General features: G+C 74.1%; 14 protein-coding genes. 8 read left to right on the plus strand and 6 right to left on the minus strand.

The genetic code is table 11. The features are described 5' to 3' along the window. The first annotated feature begins 15 nt into the window (after window positions 1–15). A complete protein-coding gene (locus J421_RS23655; protein ID WP_025413592.1) occupies window positions 16–495 on the plus strand; it encodes a hypothetical protein in 480 nt (159 codons plus the stop codon). A 22-nt stretch (window positions 496–517) separates the two neighbouring features. Here J421_RS23655 and J421_RS23660 read toward each other — a convergent pair whose 3' ends face one another. Together J421_RS23660 and J421_RS23665 are read right to left on the minus strand one after the other, a co-directional pair. Further along, window positions 518–787: a hypothetical protein gene (locus tag J421_RS23660; RefSeq protein WP_025413593.1), complete on the minus strand. Its 270-nt coding sequence runs from the start codon at window positions 785–787 to the stop codon at window positions 518–520. Between the two features lie 106 nt (window positions 788–893). Next, a complete protein-coding gene (locus J421_RS23665; RefSeq protein WP_025413594.1) occupies window positions 894–2465 on the minus strand; it encodes a PAS domain-containing sensor histidine kinase in 1572 nt (523 codons plus the stop codon). A gap of 219 nt (window positions 2466–2684) precedes the next feature. Here J421_RS23665 and J421_RS23670 point away from each other — a divergent pair, with 219 nt between their 5' ends. Both J421_RS23670 and J421_RS23675 read left to right on the plus strand, forming a co-directional pair. Then, window positions 2685–3977, plus strand: coding sequence for a copper resistance CopC/CopD family protein (locus tag J421_RS23670; protein ID WP_104023220.1), 1293 nt, complete (start codon window positions 2685–2687; stop codon window positions 3975–3977). A gap of 2 nt (window positions 3978–3979) precedes the next feature. Continuing rightward, on the plus strand, window positions 3980–4552 hold the full coding sequence (locus J421_RS23675) for a DUF1775 domain-containing protein (protein WP_025413596.1): 573 nt from the start codon (window positions 3980–3982) through the stop codon (window positions 4550–4552). Window positions 4553–4558: 6 nt separating this feature from the next. On the opposite strand, the gene J421_RS23680 is transcribed toward J421_RS23675, so the two are convergent. Continuing rightward, entirely contained in the window at window positions 4559–5347 is a 789-nt protein-coding gene (locus J421_RS23680) for an SDR family oxidoreductase (RefSeq protein ID WP_025413597.1), read from the minus strand. Window positions 5348–5371: 24 nt separating this feature from the next. On the opposite strand from J421_RS23680, the gene J421_RS23685 reads away from it, so the two are divergent. Beyond that, the gene (locus J421_RS23685; protein ID WP_025413598.1) at window positions 5372–5689 is read left to right on the plus strand and encodes a ferritin family protein; all 318 of its coding nucleotides are present in this window, start codon (window positions 5372–5374) and stop codon (window positions 5687–5689) included. Window positions 5690–5713: 24 nt separating this feature from the next. On the opposite strand, the gene J421_RS23690 is transcribed toward J421_RS23685, so the two are convergent. Then, window positions 5714–6244 carry an LssY C-terminal domain-containing protein gene (locus tag J421_RS23690; protein WP_104023221.1) on the minus strand — a complete coding sequence of 177 codons (531 nt, stop codon included), beginning with the start codon at window positions 6242–6244 and terminating at the stop codon, window positions 5714–5716. Between the two features lie 3 nt (window positions 6245–6247). Further along, entirely contained in the window at window positions 6248–6955 is a 708-nt protein-coding gene (locus J421_RS23695) for a hypothetical protein (RefSeq protein WP_025413600.1), read from the minus strand. A gap of 97 nt (window positions 6956–7052) precedes the next feature. On the opposite strand from J421_RS23695, the gene J421_RS23700 reads away from it, so the two are divergent. The 4 genes from J421_RS23700 (at window position 7053) to J421_RS23715 (ending at window position 14721) form a co-directional block, all read left to right on the plus strand. Next, the gene (locus J421_RS23700) at window positions 7053–10388 is read left to right on the plus strand and encodes a VPS10 domain-containing protein (protein ID WP_025413601.1); all 3336 of its coding nucleotides are present in this window, start codon (window positions 7053–7055) and stop codon (window positions 10386–10388) included. Window positions 10389–10417: 29 nt separating this feature from the next. Next, complete coding sequence (locus J421_RS23705; protein WP_025413602.1) at window positions 10418–11419, plus strand: DUF3592 domain-containing protein; 1002 nt, start codon at window positions 10418–10420, stop codon at window positions 11417–11419. A gap of 270 nt (window positions 11420–11689) precedes the next feature. Then, window positions 11690–12040, plus strand: coding sequence for a PadR family transcriptional regulator (locus J421_RS23710; RefSeq protein WP_025413603.1), 351 nt, complete (start codon window positions 11690–11692; stop codon window positions 12038–12040). Continuing rightward, window positions 12037–14721: an ABC transporter permease gene (locus tag J421_RS23715; RefSeq protein ID WP_025413604.1), complete on the plus strand. Its 2685-nt coding sequence runs from the start codon at window positions 12037–12039 to the stop codon at window positions 14719–14721. Before J421_RS23710 ends, J421_RS23715 begins: the two co-directional genes overlap by 4 nt. Here the strand turns inward: J421_RS23715 and J421_RS23720 are convergent. After that, entirely contained in the window at window positions 14641–15381 is a 741-nt protein-coding gene (locus J421_RS23720; protein ID WP_148306510.1) for a PEP-CTERM sorting domain-containing protein, read from the minus strand. The two genes, J421_RS23715 and J421_RS23720, sit on opposite strands and share 81 nt — an antisense overlap. Window positions 15382–15550: the final 169 nt, after the last annotated feature.

The following is a 15550-nucleotide window of genomic DNA, read 5'->3' on the forward strand; positions in this document are numbered from 1 at the left end:
CGCACCGAGCGAGCGATGTCGACGGATCCGCGTGCGTCCCGGTTCACGAGCACGAGCGACCTCACCGTCGGCGTCGGACGCGACGGCCCGGCACGCCTCGTCGCCGAGCTCTGGCGCCGGCTTCCGCCCGGCGCGGACACGCTCTCCGATTCCGGCGGCGGTGGATCGGAGCAGTGCGTCGCCGAGCTGCGCCGTTCGCTCGCGGCCGCGGCGACCGAAGCGAAGCGGATGACGCTCGACGGGCCACCGCTCGAGCGGAGCGCGGCGCGGCTGCTCGCCGAGACCGCGCAGGCCGTGCACGATGCCCTGGGCGCGTCGCACGCGGACGGCGTGACGCCGTGGATGGATCGGCTCCGCTTCGCGCGCATGGAGCGCTGGCTCGCCGCGCGGGCGGACGACGACGTCGACGCGGAGCCGGCGGCGAGCCTGTGCCTCTGGGTGATCGAGCACCTCGAGATGGCCGTGCCGCTGCCGCGCCGCATCGTCCCGCCCTAGCCGGACCGCTCGAGCGGCGCCCTCACATGAGGGCCAGCAGCTCTCCGTCGGCCAGGGTGGGCCAGCTCGCCGGGAACGCCTTCAACCGGCGCAGCACCAGCCCCGCGTCGAAGACGAGCGACCGCTCCCCGGGGAACGGCGACTGCTCGGGTGCGATCCACTCGTACACCTGCCACCAGGTGCCGTCGTCGTCGCGGAGCTCGCGCACGACCGACGCGGGCTGCGGCCCGACGAGGTCCGGCGACGTGGCCGGCACGCCGGCGAGCAACGGGTGCGAGAGATCCACCGACATCAGTCAGCGCGCATCGTGAGAGGGAGAGGGCACGGGCAGGTGGGAACCCCCGCAAGAAAGACACCCCGCGCTCCCGCCCCGACGACCGCCGCGTACGGTACCGTGCTCATGCGCACTGCGTGGGTCCGGGGAGCTGCAGCGTGAACGTCGACCCGTCGTTCGGCACGCTCCGCAGCCGCAGGTCGCCGCCCATGCCGCGCGCGAACTCGCGGCTGATCGCGAGCCCGAGCCCCACGCCGCCGATCGGGTTCTGCCGGCCGCGGTCGAGCTGCACGAACGGGAGGAACACGCGCTCCTGCTCCGCGGGCGGAATCCCGGGGCCCGTGTCGGTGACCTCGACCACGCCGCCGTCCGCCGGGTTCTCCGAGACCGGCGCGCTGCGGAGCGTCACCCGGCCGCCGGGCGGCGTGAACTTGATCGCGTTCGTCAGCAGGTTCACGACGATCTGCCGCACGCGCTTCGGATCGCCGCACACGTCCACCGGGCGCAGGTCGGAGTCGAGCACGACGCCCTTCGCCTGCGCGTTCCGCTCCATCCACGAGCACACGTCCTGGATCAGCGGGCGCAGCGCGACGGCGCTCGACTCGTACGCGACGCGTCCCGCCTCGATGCGCGCGTAGTCGAGGATGTCGGTGATCAGCTCGAGCAGGTGCCGCTCGCTGCGGGCGATCCGCTCGAGGCACTCGCGCTGCGCGTCGGTGACCGGTCCGTGGACGCCGAGCGCGATGAGCTCCGTGTAGCCGCGGATCGCGTTCAGCGGCGTGCGCAGCTCGTGCGACATCGTGGCGAGGAACTCCGCCTTCGCGCGGTTCGCCGCCTCCGCGGCGGCGAGCGCGTGGGCGGTCGCCTGTTCGGCGCGCACGCGCGGCGTGATGTCGCGCGCGACGACCAGCACGGCCTTCGGCCGGTCGTCGGCGTCGGGCTCGAGGACCGTCTGCGCCTCGAACCACCGGCGCCCCGACGGCGTGTCCAGCTCGAACGTGAGCGGCGAGAGGGGCTCGTCGCTGCACGACGACGCGAGGAGCGCGCGCAGTCGATCGGTGCACCGCGCGACGATGTCCGCCGGCAGACCGAGCATGTCGGGGGTGTGGCCGAGCAGCGCGTCGGCGGGGATGCCGGTGACACGCGTGACGGCGGGGTTCGCGAACGTGACGCGCAGCTCGCGGTCGAAGCGCAGCACCGCGTCGGTCGCCGTCTCCAGGATCACCGACAGCTCGCGCTCGCGCGCCGCGAGCGCGGCGGCGTAGCGCGCGCGCGTCGCGGCCGCCGCGCGCTCCTCGGTGATGTCGCGATAGACGACGGCGAGGCCGCCGTTCACCGTCGGGAACGCGTGGATCTCGTGCCAGACGTCGCGCCCCGGATAGTGGTGCTCGAAATGCGCGCTGCGGCGCTCGGCGACGACGGCGCGGTAGCGCGCCTCGACCTCGGTGCCACACGTCTCGGGCCACACATCCCAGTGGATGCGACCGACCAGCGCGTCGGGCGGTGCGCCGCTCAGGGCGACGGCGGCGGGGTTCGCGTACGTGACGCGCCACTCCGCGTCGAGGGCGAGAAAGCCGTGCGTGACGCTCTCCAGCACGGCCGCGACTTGGGCGTCGAGCGCGCGCCGGGGGATGGTGGTGCGTGCTCGACGCTCCACCAAGTTGGCGCCGTCGCCCGACGCCTGCGAGCTGTCCATGACCCCACTCCGCGCGAGCCCATCGACCGTGCCGCGGCCACCGATGGATGGTACGACGATACTGCAAGTGTTCGTCCACCGGCCCCGGCCTAACGATCGCCCGGCGGCCCCGCGTCGCTGCCTTGCCTCCGTCGGAACCGCTCTCCTAGCTTTGTCGACCATGGCCGCACGAGACCGAGCTCGAGCACCGCTCCGCCCACGGGCCGCGGATTCCGCCGCGTGACGCGGGTCGTTAGGCGGGTGCTCTCGATCGTCGCGGCGTGCGCGCTCGTGCTGGGCACGTGGACGCTGGCGTGGGCGCACGCGACGCTCGTGCGGGCCGAGCCGGCGGCGGGAAGCCGCCTCGCGACGAGCCCGAGCCGGGTGTGGCTGCTGTTCAGCGAGGCGCTGGAGCCCACGCTCGCGCACCTGACGCTCGTCGCGCCCGACGGCGGCGTTAGGCACCTCGTGGCGGCGGGCGACCCGCACGACGTGCACGCGCTGATCGCTCCGGTCGACGCGCTCGCGCCCGGCGCGTATCGGCTCCTGTGGCACGTGGTCTCCGCCGACGGACATCCGGTGGAGGGCAGCTACGTGTTCACGGTCGGCGCGCCGTCCGTCTCGCGACCGCCGCCGGCGCCGCCCGCCGCGGAGTTCGCGCCGACGACGTGGGGACCGGCGGTGCTCGGCGCGCCGCTGGTGCCGGCGCTGCTGCGCGGGCTCGGCGTCGGCGCGCTGATGGGACTCGTCGGACTGCTCACGCTCGCCCGGTCGGGGCGCGGGCTGCGGCTCGCGAGCGGGCTCGCGGTCGCCGCGTTCCTCCTGCTCGCGCTGCACCTCGGCGCGTGGCTGATGAACGTGTCGCCGCAGCGCGAGCTCACGGGCGACTGGGTGACGACCGCGCTCGCGAGCGGCGTCGGACGCGTGGAGCTGTGGCGCACGGGGCTCGCGCTGCTCGCGCTGTGGGCGCTCGGGCTCGCGCGTCGACCGCGCCTCGCGCTCGCGTTCGCGTGGGGCGCGCTGCTCGTGAGCGGCGCGGTGGGCCACTCGATGGCGATGCACGCGGCGTGGGCGGTCCCGGCGAAGGTGCTTCACCTCGCCGCGGGGGCGTGCTGGCTCGGCGGCCTGCTCTGGCTCATCGTCTGTGCGCCGCTCGGCCGCGACGGCGCCGCGTTCGTGCGCGAGGCCGAGCGCGTCTCCGCGATCGCGCTCGTCGCCGTGGTGCTGGTCGCGCTGAGCGGCGCGGCGCAGGCGCTGCTGTTCCTGCCGACGCCGATCGCTCTCGTGCGCTCGGCGTACGGCGCGGTGACGCTCGCGAAGGTCGTCGGGCTGCTCGCGCTCGCGGGGTTCGGCGCCTACCATCGCTTCCGCGTGCTGCCGCGTCTCGAGCGCGACCGGCGAACCGGCTTCGGCGGCGCGCTCCGCGCCGAGGTGCTGGTGATGGCGGTCGTCATTCTGCTCGGCGGCCTGCTCGCCTACATCCCGCCGCCGGCGGCGCCCGGCGCGCACGCCGCATCCACCTCCGCCGACTGAACATGTCTTTCCTCCTGCGCCGCGCGCGGGCCCTGGCGTTAGGCGTCGCGCTGCTGCTCGCCGCGCCGGCGCTCGCCCTCGCGCACGCCGTGGTGTTCCCGAAGACGTCGACGCCCGGCGCGTACGAGCGCTACGTGCTGCGGGTGCCTAACGAGAAGACCGTGCCGACGGTCCGCGTCGAGATCCGCTTCCCGGCGGACGTGCGGGTCACCGCGTTCGAGGACGTGCCGGGGTGGCAGCTGCAGGTGCTCACCGATTCGGCGAAGCGTGTCGTCGGCGCGGTGTGGACGGGCGTGCTGCCGCCGCAGCGGTTCGTCGAGCTCCCGTTCGTGGCCGCGAACCCGAAGGCGAGCACGCGTCTCGTGTGGCCCGCCTACCAGACCTACGCCGACGGCGAGCGCGTCGAGTGGACGGGAGCCGAGGGCACGAAGTCCCCGGCCTCGTCCACGAGCATCGCGGCGGCGGGGGCGTCGTCCGGCGGCGCTGCGCGCTGGGTGTCGTGGGCGGCGCTCGCGCTGTCGCTGCTCAGCCTCGGCGTGGCGCTGCGCCGCACGGACGAGCGAGTGGCGCGTTAGGCGTCGTCACCGTCCGCGCGCGATCGCCCGTGCCGCGATCCGATCCACGAGCGCCGGCGCGAGGAGCATGAGCCAGCGGCCCAGCTTTCCGCGCGCCGTCATCACGACCTCGCGCTTCCGCCGATCCATCGCGTCGACGACCTGCCGCGCGCACGCGTCGGCCGACATCGCGTGCGCGTCGTGAACGTGGCGCGTGCCGTACGAGCGCGCGGCGATGTCCGTCGCGACGAAGCCGGGATAGACGACGGTGACGCTCACGCCGCTGCCGGCGAGCTCGATGCGCAGCGAGTCGAAGAAGCCGCGCACGGCGTGCTTGCTCGCGGCGTACGCGGTGCGCGTCGGCACGCCGGAGAGCCCCGTGAGGCTCGACACCGCGGCGATCCGCCCGCGCGTCGCGCGGAGGTGCGGCAGCGCGGCGTGCGTGCAGTACACGGCACCGAGGAAGTTCACGCGCATGATGCGCTCGACGAGCGCGAGGTCGGCGATCTCCTCGAACCGCAGCTCCATCGAGATCCCGGCGTTGTTCACGAGCGCGTCGATCCGACCATAGCGAGCCGCGGCGCCTGCGACGAACGCGCGGCACGGCGCCTCCTCCGCGACGTCGGTGGGGAACGTGGCCGCCTCGCCTCCGGCGGCGCGGCACGCGGCGGCGACCCGCTCCAGCTCCGGTGCGCTGCGCGCGGCGAGCGCGAGCCGGCAGCCGCGCGCCGCGAGCCGCCGCGCGATCGCCTCGCCGATGCCCGACGAGGCACCGGTGACGAGGACGACGTCGCGTGCGGCCAGTGGAGCGGACATGAGCACCGCTTAGTTTACACCGCCATGCCCACTACACAGTACCACGAGCCGCCCGACGAGCTGCCGCAGCGCACGCGCACGTTCGCCCGCATGATCACGTCCCTCGGCGAGGAGGCCGAGGCGATCGGCTGGTACGAGCAGCGCATCGCGCTCGAGAAGGACAAGGGTGCGCGGGCGATCATGCGCAACGCGCAGCAGGAGGAGTTCAAGCACTTCGGCATGAGCCTCGAGTTCCTGCTGCGGCGCACGCCGAAGTGGCGCGAGATCCTGCGCGAGATCCTCTTCACCGAGGGCGACATCGTCGAGCACGGCGAGCAGGCGGAGGACGACGCGAGCGAGTGACGCGGTGCGGCCGACGCGACGCGCCTAACGCAGCACCAGCACCGCGAGGCGCCAGTCGGTCACCGCCGGCGTCGTGCCGTCGTTCACGAGCACGGGGCCATCGGGCGGCGTGCGCGCGACGTACGAGCGCGCCGCCACGGCCGACGCGGCGACGAGGTCGTCGACGATCTTGTCGCGCTCCGCGTCGACGTCGGGATCGATGCGATGCGTGACGGCGTGCCGGGCGCGCGAGTAGCGCATGCCGTCGTCGCGCGTCGCCGCGACGAGCCACAGCGGCTGCCCGTCGACGTCGCCCCACGGCCACGCGCGCGCGTGGTGCCGCTTCGCCATGGAGTTCACGACCTTCTCGAACGCGAGCGTCGGCGGCCGCCCGTCGAGCTGCAGCGTCGTGAACGGCTGCGCGCCGAACCCGCGGCCGCGCGCCGCGGCGAGGATCGTCGCGAGCTCGCCGCGCAGCTTCGACCGCGCGGGCGTCGTCCACCCGGCGGCCGTGAACGCGCGCGCCACCTCCGACGCGCTGCCGAGCAGCGCCACGGTGAACAGGTCCGCCGGCAGCCGCTACCTCACCGTCGCCACGCGCGTCGGCGCGTCGCGTAGGGCGTCGGCAGCCGCCGGCGGCGCGGCGGGAAGCGGTGGCGCGGCGGGCCGCGCCGGGAGCGCGAGCGGGGCGGTGAGCACGAGCGTCATCTCGACGCCCGGCGCGTACGCGATCCGACGGTGCCGCTCGAGGCGCTCGGCGTCGAACGCGGCGAAGAGCATCGCCGCGGCGAGCGGCTCCTCGGCGCCGAGCAGCGCCGCCGCCCACGTCGTGCGCGAGCGCAGCACGCCCGGACGCTGCGGCCCGACGACCCGTCCCGCGGCGTCCACCGACTCGCGCGCGTTAGGCACGTCCGCCACCCGCGCCGTGAGCGGGAGCGCCGCACGCGACGTCGGGTCGGCGAGCGCGACGCGGTCGAACGCGAGCGTGAGGAACTGCCGCCGCCCGCGCGCGTGCTCCGTGCCCGCGTCCCGCAGCACGCCGTCGACCGTGTCGCCCGGCGCGAGCCCCGGCCGTGAGCCCCCCGGTGGGCGCGCCGGCGCGATGACCAGGGCGCGCACCCGCCGGCCGAGCGCCGACGACGTTCCCGGCACCGCGTCGAGCAGTCGGACGGCGACGCGCGTGCCGACGGGAAGGACGGGCTCCGTGGCGGCGCCCTGGGCCGCGGCGCGGACGGACGACGCCCCGAGCAGCAGCGCGAGCGCGAGGTGTACGACGCGTTCTCCCATGCCGATTCCGTGGTGACGGGCGCGAGGTCCTCCCGGCGGCGACCGATACGGCGCAACTTCGCCCCGGCTGGTTCGACTCCTACCCTGGGGAACACGTATGCCGCGCGCCACCCGGCCGTTCCACCTCGCCGTGCTCCTCGCGCTGCTCGCCGCCGCGCCGTCCATGCTCGCCGCGCAGAAGCGCCCGCGCGAGGAGCTCCGCCCGCTCGCCGCGCTGCGCGTCGACACCGCGACGTACTCGCGCCTTCGCTGGCGCCACGTCGGGCCGGAGGGAAACCGCGTCACGTCGGTGGCCGGCGTGGCGGGCGATCCGAACGTGTACTACGCCGGCGCCGCCTCGGGCGGCGTGTTCAAGACGACCGACCGCGGCATCCACTGGAGCCCGATCTCCGACAGCCTCCCGGTGTCGTCCATCGGCGCCGTCGCCGTCGCGCCGTCGGATCCGAACGTCGTGTGGATCGGCACCGGCGAGGCGTTCATCCGCAGCCACATCTCCGCCGGCTGGGGCGTGTGGCGATCGACCGACGCGGGGAAGCACTGGGCGCGCGCGGGGCTCGAGAACACCGGGCGGATCTCGCGCATCGTCGTCGATCCGACGAACCCCGACCGCGCGTTCGCCGCGTCGTTGGGCTTCGCGTACGGGCCGCAGCAGGAGCGCGGCGTCTACCGCACGACCGACGGCGGCAAGTCGTGGGAGCGCGTGCTGTTCGTGAACGACTCCACCGGCGTGTCGGAGCTCGCGATGGACCCGACGAACCCGCGCGTGCTCTACGCCGGCACGTGGCAGATCGAGATCCACACGTGGGGGCGGACGAGCGGCGGCGCCGGCGGCGGCCTCTGGACGTCGCGCGACGGCGGCACGACGTGGACGAAGCTCACCGGGCACGGGCTCCCCACGACGCCCGTGGGCAAGGTGAACGTCGCGCTGAGCGGCGCGAACCCGAGCCGCGTCTACGCGCTCATCGAGGCCGGCGACTGCGTGCCGCTGCCTAACGGCCAGGAGACGTCGTGCGGCCGCCTCTGGCGCTCCGACGACGCCGCCGCGACCTGGCGGCTCGTCAACAGCGACATCCAGCTCGCCGGCCGCACGCACTACTACAACCGCTTCGCCGTCATGCCCGACAACGCCGACGAGGCGTACTTCGCGAACGCGGCGTGGGTGCGGACGCTCGACGGCGGCCAGACCGTGCAGGACCCGCCGCCCGCCGAGGTGCCGGGCGGCGACCACCACGACATCTGGATCGACCCGAAGAACGCGAATCGCATGGCCGTGAGCCACGACGGCGGCGTGTCGATCACGACGAACCGCGGCAAGAGCTGGCTGCAGGTGCAGCTCCCGATCGCGCAGATGTATCACGTGACGGTCGACAACAGGATCCCGTACAACCTCTACGGCAACCGGCAGGACGGTCCATCGGCGATGTGTCCCAGCAACCCGCGGGTCGCCGGCTTCGACGCCTACTCGAACACGATCCCGCGCGGCGTCTGCCAGACGGTGGGCGGCGGCGAGAGCGGGTGGGCGACGCCCGACACGGTCGACGGGAACCTCGTCTGGTCGAGCGCGTCGGGCTACGGCAGCGTGGGCGGCATCGCGACGCTCTGGGACCGGCGCACGAACGTCGCGCACAACCTCGACATCTGGCCGCTCTCCACGATCGGGTGGGCGCCGGACAGCCTGCGCTACCGCTTCGTCTGGAACTTCCCGCTCACCATCTCGCCGCACGACCACAACATGGTGTACGTGGGCTCCCAGCACGTGCACGTCACCACCGACAGCGGCCGCACGTGGCGCGAGCTCAGTCCCGACCTCACGCGCAACGACAAGAGCCGGCAGCAGCGCTCGGGCGGCCTCACGCCGGACAACATCGGCGTCGAGTACGCCGGCGTGGTGTTCGCCATCGCCGAGTCGCCGGTGCAGCGCGGGCTGCTGTGGGCGGGGACGAACGACGGTCTCGTGCACGTCTCGCGGGACGGCGGGAAGACGTGGACGAACGTCACGAAGAACCTGCCGAGCCTCGTCGAATGGGGCACGGTGAGCTCCATCACGCCGTCGCGCTTCGACGCGGGCACGGCGTATCTCACGGTCGACGGTCACCAGGTGGACGACCGCGATCCGTGGGTCTACAAGACGACGGACTTCGGCGCGACGTGGCGACTGATCACCGGCGGGATCCCGAAGTCGCCGCTCTCCTACGCGCACACGATCGCCGAGGACCCGGTCACCCGGGGGCTGCTCTACCTCGGCACCGAGAACGGCATCTACGTGTCGTTCGACGACGGCGCGCGCTGGCAGCCGCTGCAGACGAACCTGCCGCACGCGCCCGTCTACTGGATCACGGTGCAGCCGCGCTACCACGACCTCGTGATCGCGACGTACGGGCGCGGCTTCTGGATCCTCGACGACGTGACGCCGCTGCGGGAGCTCGCCTCGGCGGTGCCTAACGCGCCGGCGCATCTGTTCGCACCGCGCGAGACGTACCGGCTGCGCGACGCGGAGGGGCCGTTCGCGATCTTCGACGACCCGGCGGCGTCACAGGCGCCCCCGGCGGGCGCGGCGATCACCTACTGGATCACGAAGGCGCCGAACGACTCGGCGAAGCGGGCCGTGGGCGCGAAGCCCGACACGACGAAGAAGCCGCCCGCGGACAGCGTGACGATCACGATCGCCGACGCGGCGGGTGCCGTCGTGCGCACCATGAAGGGCCCGGCCGACGCGGGGGTGGGCCGCGTGTGGTGGAACCTGCGCTACGATCGCACGCGCGAGGCGAAGCTGCGCACGTCGCCGGAGTACGCGTCGTGGTTCGCGGTGGGCCCGTCGGGGCGGACGGCGCCGGGCGTGGGGCGGCTCGCGGTGCTCGCGCCGCCGGGGGCGTACACGGTGAAGCTGTCGTACGGCGGCACCGAGACGACGCGGCCGCTCGTGATCCGCAAGGACCCGAACAGCGGCGGCAGCGAGGCGGAGATCTCGGCCCAGGTCGCGCTGCTCCGCGCCATCGGCAAGGATCTCGACAGCGCGGTGTCGATGATCAACACGCTGGAGACGGTGCGCGGCCAGCTCGCGTCGCTGCGCACGCTGCTCGCCGACGACTCGGCGCGGGCCGACGCGCACACGCCCGTGCGCACCGCCGCCGACTCGCTCGACCGCCGACTGTTAGGCGCCGAGCGTCGACTGTTCCAGACGCGGATCACGGGGCGCGGACAGGACGACGTGCGGTGGCCGATGCGGCTCGCCGAGCAGCTCGTGTACCTCGGCGAGGAGATCGGCGGCTCCGACTACGGGCCCACGCAGTCGCAGCGCGACGTGGCGACGCTGCTCCACGGGCAGCTCGGCCAGGTCGCGGGCGATGTCGCCGCGCTGCTCGACCGCGACCTCGCGGCGTTCAACGCGATGCTGCGCGACCGGAAGCTGCAGAACATCATCGCGGCGCAGTGAGGCGGCGAACACCGAAGGGATTTCGCGCCATGATCGTCGCCGCGCTGTCGATCCTCGTCCTCATCGGCGTGGCGATCGGCGCGGTGGGCGTGCGCAACGCGTGGCGCGCGGCGGCGAGCCGTGGGTGGCCGACGGCGTCCGGCGTCGTCGTCGCGTCGGCGCGCGAGACGCACGTCACGTACGACCAGCGGACGAACCGCTCGTCGAGGGCGTACGGCGCGCGCGTGCGCGTGCGGTACGCGGTGGGCGGCGCGGAGTACGAGACGGAGCAGCGCCGGTTCGGGCAGATCGTCGGAACGACGGATCCGTCGGACGCCGGGCTGCTGGTGCTGCGCTACCCGCCGGGCGCGCCGGTGACCGTCGCGTATGACCCCGCGCACCCGTCGCGCGCGGTGATGGAGCCGGGGCTGTTCGCCGAAGCGCTCTCGCTGCCGGCGGCGGGGCTCGCGTTCGTCGTCGCGGGCGTGCTCTCCATCGTGCTGTTCCTCGGCAGCGTCGGTGACGACGCGCGCGGGATGGCGTTGGGCCTCACGCTGTTCGGGCTCGTGTTCTGCGCGATCGGCGCGGCGCTGCTCACGCCGGGCGCGATCGCGCTGTGGCGCGCGCGGGCGAGCGCGCACTGGCCGGCGGCGGCGGGAACGATCGTCATGGGCCGCCCCGCGCCGCTCCCGGTCGACGCCGCCGACGCGGCCGTCGACAGCGCCGAGTCGGCCGACAGCGCGTCGGGGCGCGTGCTCCAGCCGGGGCGGCTGGTGTATGCGTACGACGTCGGCGGGCACCGGCACTACGCGAACGTGCGGACGTTCGGCCAGGTCTCGCGCGGCGGCGGCGGCCCGGACGAGACGATCGGGGCGCGCTATCCGATCGGTCGCGCGATCACCGTCAGGCACGCGCCCGACGCGCCGGATCTCGCGGTGCTGGAGCCGGGCGTGTCGGGCGAGGCGTGGCTGCTGCCGGGGGTGGGGGCGGCGTTCCTGCTCTTCGGATTCGCCGTCGTCCGGTGGGGGGTGCCGGCGCTGGCGCGCTCCTGAGGTTCGGCGCGCCGCGCGCGATTCTCTCGTCGGGCACGGGCCCACGTGATCTGGACGCGGATCACGCGGATCGCGCGGACACTACCGGATAGATCGAAGGATCGAGGCTCGAGCCTAACGCCTCCTACCTATCTGGTAGTGTCCGCGTGATCCGCGTCCACTCACACGGAGCCACGCATGGCCGCAGCGTCGCGCGTGGCGCGCTCACCCCTTGACACTCTAGTGGTCCGCCCCCATCGTACCACCAGAACATCTAGGGGTAATCGACGCATGCCCATCGGCGCGAACAGCGACTTCCTCCACGGCACGCTCGACGTGCTGATCCTGAAGACCCTCTCCTGGGGCCCGCGCCACGGCTACGCCATCGCGCGCTGGCTCGAGACCGGGTCCGGCGACGCCCTCCAGATCGAGGACGGCTCGCTCTACCCCGCGCTCTACCGCCTCGAGCGCAAAGGATGGATCGAGGCCGAGTGGGGCGTCACCGAGACGAAGCGCAGGGCGAAGTTCTACCGCCTCTCCCGCGCCGGTCGCGACCACCTGCTGCGACAGACGGCCGAGTGGGCCGCGTTCTCCGAGGCCGTCTCGCGCATCCTCCTGCCGGCGCACGCCGCCGCGACGTGAGCGGGTGGCAGCGCGTCCTGCCGGCGCGCCTCCGCCGCGGTGCCGTCGCCGGCCAGGTGGACGACGAGCTGGCGTTCCACCTCGAGATGCGCGCGCAGGAGTACGTCGACCGCGGCCTCACTCCGGAGGCCGCGCGGGCCGAGGCGCTCCGCCGCATGGGCGACCTCGAGCGAGTGCGCGGGACGTGCCGCGCGTTGGGCGAAGCGAAGGAGCGTGACATGGCGCGGGCCGAGTGGTTCGAGGAAGCGTGGCAGGATCTCCGGTTCGCCGCCCGGCAGCTGCTCCGCGCGCGCGCCCTCACCGCGATCGCCGCGCTCACGCTCGCGTTAGGCATCGGCGCCACCGCCGCGATCTTCGGCGTGGTCGATGCCGTCGTGCTGCGGCCGCTCCCGTTCGACCACCCCGAGCGCATCGTGAAGCTCCGCAGCGCCGCGCGCGGCGGCGGCGTGAGCAGCGTGTCGAACGCGAACTTCCTCGACTGGCGCGCGCAGGGCGCCGCCGTGTTCGAGGTCATGGCCGCCGAGGTGCAGACGGGGATGACGCTGTCGCGCCCCGGCGACGTGCCCGTGCTGCTCGACGGCGCGCGCGCGTCCGCCGACTGGTTCCGCGTGTTCGGCGCCCGCGCGGCGATGGGGCGCACGTTCGGCGCCGACGACGACGTGCCGGGACGCGGCAACGTCGTCGTGCTCGCGGACCGCACGTGGCAGAAGTACTTCCACGCGGACCCGCGCATACTCGGCCGCGCGCTGCAGCTCAACGGCACGTCGTACACCGTCATCGGCGTCATGCCGGCGTCGTTCGACTACGTGGAGGAGAGCGAGGCGCTGTGGGTGCCGCTCGCGCTCTCGCCGAAGGACGCTGCGAACCGCGGGGCCGGCTATCTCACCGTCCTCGGACGGCTGCGCCGCGACGTCGCGCCGGAGGACGCGGCGCGCGCCATGGCGCTCGTCGGGCGACGCCTCGCGCAGCAGTACCCGGAGGACAACCGCGACGACGGGATCAGCGTGAAGCCGTTCGCCGCCGATCTCACGGGCGACTACAGCGGCCGCCTGCTCACGCTGCTCGGCGCGGTGGGCTTCGTGCTGCTCATCGCCTGCGCGAACGTGGCGAACCTGCTGCTCGCGCGCGGCGCGTCGCGGGCGAAGGAGCTCGCGCTGCGCAGCGCGTTAGGCGCGGGGCGCGCGCGGCTCGTGCGACAGCTCCTCACGGAGAGCGTGGCGCTCGCGCTGCTCGGTGGCGTGCTCGGCGCGGCGCTCGCCGTCGGCGGCGTGCGCGCGCTCGTCGCCATCGCGCCGCCCGGCGTGCCGCGCCTCGAGCAGGCCGCGGTCGACGGGCGCGTGCTCGCGTTCACGCTGCTCCTCTCCGTCGCGAGCAGCATCGTGTTCGGCCTCGCGCCGGCGCTGCGCGCGGCGCGCCCGGATCTCCAGCCGACGCTGCGCGAGGGCGGACGCGGGACGATGCCGGCCGTGCGCGACCGGCTGCGCGCGGGCCTCGTGGTGGCGGAGGTCGCGCTCGCGCTCGTGCTGCTCACCGGCGCCGGGCTGCTCACGCGCAGCGCCGTGCTGCTGCACCGCGTGGAGCCCGGCTTCGACCCGGCCGGCGTGCTCACCGCGCGCATCATGCTCCCCGAGGCCGGCTACGCCGACGCCGCGCGCGTCGTGGAGACCTATCGCCGCATCGGCGAGGAGGTGCGGCGCGTGCCTGGCGTGAAGGACGCGGGGTTCGTGCTGATGGTGCCGCTCGCCGACGACGATGCGGCGGCGACGGTGACGGCGGAGGGAAAGCCGCTCACGCCCGAGAACCGGATCCCGGTGCCGTTCCGCATCACGAGCGGCGGCTACTTCCAGACGATGGGGATCCCGATCGTGCGCGGACGCGACTTCACCGATCGCGACGACGCGACCGCGCCGCGCGTCGCGATCGTGAACGAGTCGCTCGCCCGAAAGCTGTGGCCCGGCCAGGACGCGATCGGCAAGCGGCTCACGCAGATCACGGCGTCGCCCGAGGATCCGGGATGGACGGAGGTCGTCGGCGTCGTGCGCGACGTACGCGAGAAGGGGATCGGCATACCGACGCGGGCCGAGGTGTTCTATCCGGTCGCGCAGACGAACCCGCGGCTCTGGGCGCTGCTCCAGCGGTCGCTCGTGCTCGTCGCGCGCAACGGTCGCGGGGCCGGCTCCGCGTCGGCGCTCGAGCGGCCGCTGCGCGCCGCCGTCGCGCGCATCGATCCCGACCTGGCGCTCGGCAGCGTGCGCAGCATGGACGACTACCTCGCGGCGTCGCTCGCCACGTCGCGCTTCACGTCGCTGCTGCTCGGCGCGCTCAGCGCGATCGGGCTCGCGCTCGCCGTCGTCGGCATCTACGGCATCATCGCGTACTTCGTGACACAGCGCGTGCCGGAGATCGGCGTGCGCATGGCGCTCGGCGCGACGCCACGCGGCATCCGCGTGCTCGTCGTGCGGAGCGCCATGCGCCCCGTGGCGCTCGGCGTCGTGCTGGGCGCGGCGGCGGCCGTCGGCGCGACGCGGCTGCTGCGCGCCTACCTCTTCGGCGTCACGCCCACCGACCCGGCGACGATCGTCGTCGTCGTCGCGCTGCTGTTAGGCGCGGCGCTCGCCGCGAGCCTCGTCCCCGCGAGGCGCGCGATGCGCGTCGACCCGGCGACGGTAGCCCGCGGCTAGCACGAGCAGCGCACCGACGCCGACCAGGCCGACGGTCGCGGGCTCCGGCGTGCTCGTGACCGCCAGCGACGCGACGGTGAACTCGGAGACGACGTCGGTCACGCCGCCGGCATCGTCGGGACCCGACCAGAAGTCGGACATCAGGAACGGGGTCGGGTAGCCGACCGCCGCCGCGCCGGCCGGCGCGTCCACCGGCAGGTATCCGGTGAGGGCGTTCGCGAACGGGCTCGACGCGCCGGACGTGAACGTCCACGCGATCGCCTGGCCGGGCGCGAGGCCGTCGAGCGACTGGAACAGGAACGGGACGACCCCGCCCTCCCCCAGGTCGCCGTCGCGGAACAGCCACAGGTCGAACGACGTGACGACGAACGGCGCCGGGCCCGCGAACGCGGGCGCGAGATAGGTCGTCGTGCCGGTGAGCGCGTAGTCGACGAGGTACGACGGCACGTTCTGCGGCGCGAGTCCGGGCACCCCGGGCAGCGGCAGGACCGGGCCGCTGCGCGCGACCTCGGTCAGCGTGAACTGGTGGCAGGCGAACGCGGAGCAGCCGGCGAACGTGCCGAGCCGGCCGAACTGTCCCGCCCCCGACTGCGCGTGCGCCACGGCGGCCGCCGCGGGAAGAGTGAGGGCGGCGAGGGCGACAACGATACGGCGGTGCATGGATTCTCCTTCGGCGTGCGGCTATGCCGGAGCACCGCCAGCGTCGGCGGAACTGCGTGGGCTGCCCGACCATTGCGCCGCCGCGACGACGGCGCAAGCGGGGACTGGCGGGTCGGCGGTTGGCGTGATAGATGCGCGATCGTACCTCGGAGGTTTCGGAGCGAATCCC

The sequence above is a fragment of the Gemmatirosa kalamazoonensis genome, from assembly GCF_000522985.1.
Taxonomy (GTDB): domain Bacteria; phylum Gemmatimonadota; class Gemmatimonadetes; order Gemmatimonadales; family Gemmatimonadaceae; genus Gemmatirosa; species Gemmatirosa kalamazoonensis.

Excerpts from the sequence above, each read along its gene's own strand:
- J421_RS23655 (WP_025413592.1), top strand. The coding sequence starts at position 16 with ATGTCGACGGATCCGCGTGCGTCCCGGTTCACGAGCACGAGCGACCTC.
- J421_RS23660 (WP_025413593.1), bottom strand. The coding sequence starts at position 787 with ATGTCGGTGGATCTCTCGCACCCGTTGCTCGCCGGCGTGCCGGCCACG.
- J421_RS23665 (WP_025413594.1), bottom strand. The coding sequence starts at position 2,465 with ATGGACAGCTCGCAGGCGTCGGGCGACGGCGCCAACTTGGTGGAGCGT.
- J421_RS23675 (WP_025413596.1), top strand. The coding sequence starts at position 3,980 with ATGTCTTTCCTCCTGCGCCGCGCGCGGGCCCTGGCGTTAGGCGTCGCG.
- J421_RS23680 (WP_025413597.1), bottom strand. The coding sequence starts at position 5,347 with ATGTCCGCTCCACTGGCCGCACGCGACGTCGTCCTCGTCACCGGTGCC.
- J421_RS23685 (WP_025413598.1), top strand. The coding sequence starts at position 5,372 with ATGCCCACTACACAGTACCACGAGCCGCCCGACGAGCTGCCGCAGCGC.
- J421_RS23695 (WP_025413600.1), bottom strand. The coding sequence starts at position 6,955 with ATGGGAGAACGCGTCGTACACCTCGCGCTCGCGCTGCTGCTCGGGGCG.
- J421_RS23700 (WP_025413601.1), top strand. The coding sequence starts at position 7,053 with ATGCCGCGCGCCACCCGGCCGTTCCACCTCGCCGTGCTCCTCGCGCTG.
- J421_RS23705 (WP_025413602.1), top strand. The coding sequence starts at position 10,418 with ATGATCGTCGCCGCGCTGTCGATCCTCGTCCTCATCGGCGTGGCGATC.
- J421_RS23710 (WP_025413603.1), top strand. The coding sequence starts at position 11,690 with ATGCCCATCGGCGCGAACAGCGACTTCCTCCACGGCACGCTCGACGTG.
- J421_RS23720 (WP_148306510.1), bottom strand. The coding sequence starts at position 15,381 with ATGCACCGCCGTATCGTTGTCGCCCTCGCCGCCCTCACTCTTCCCGCG.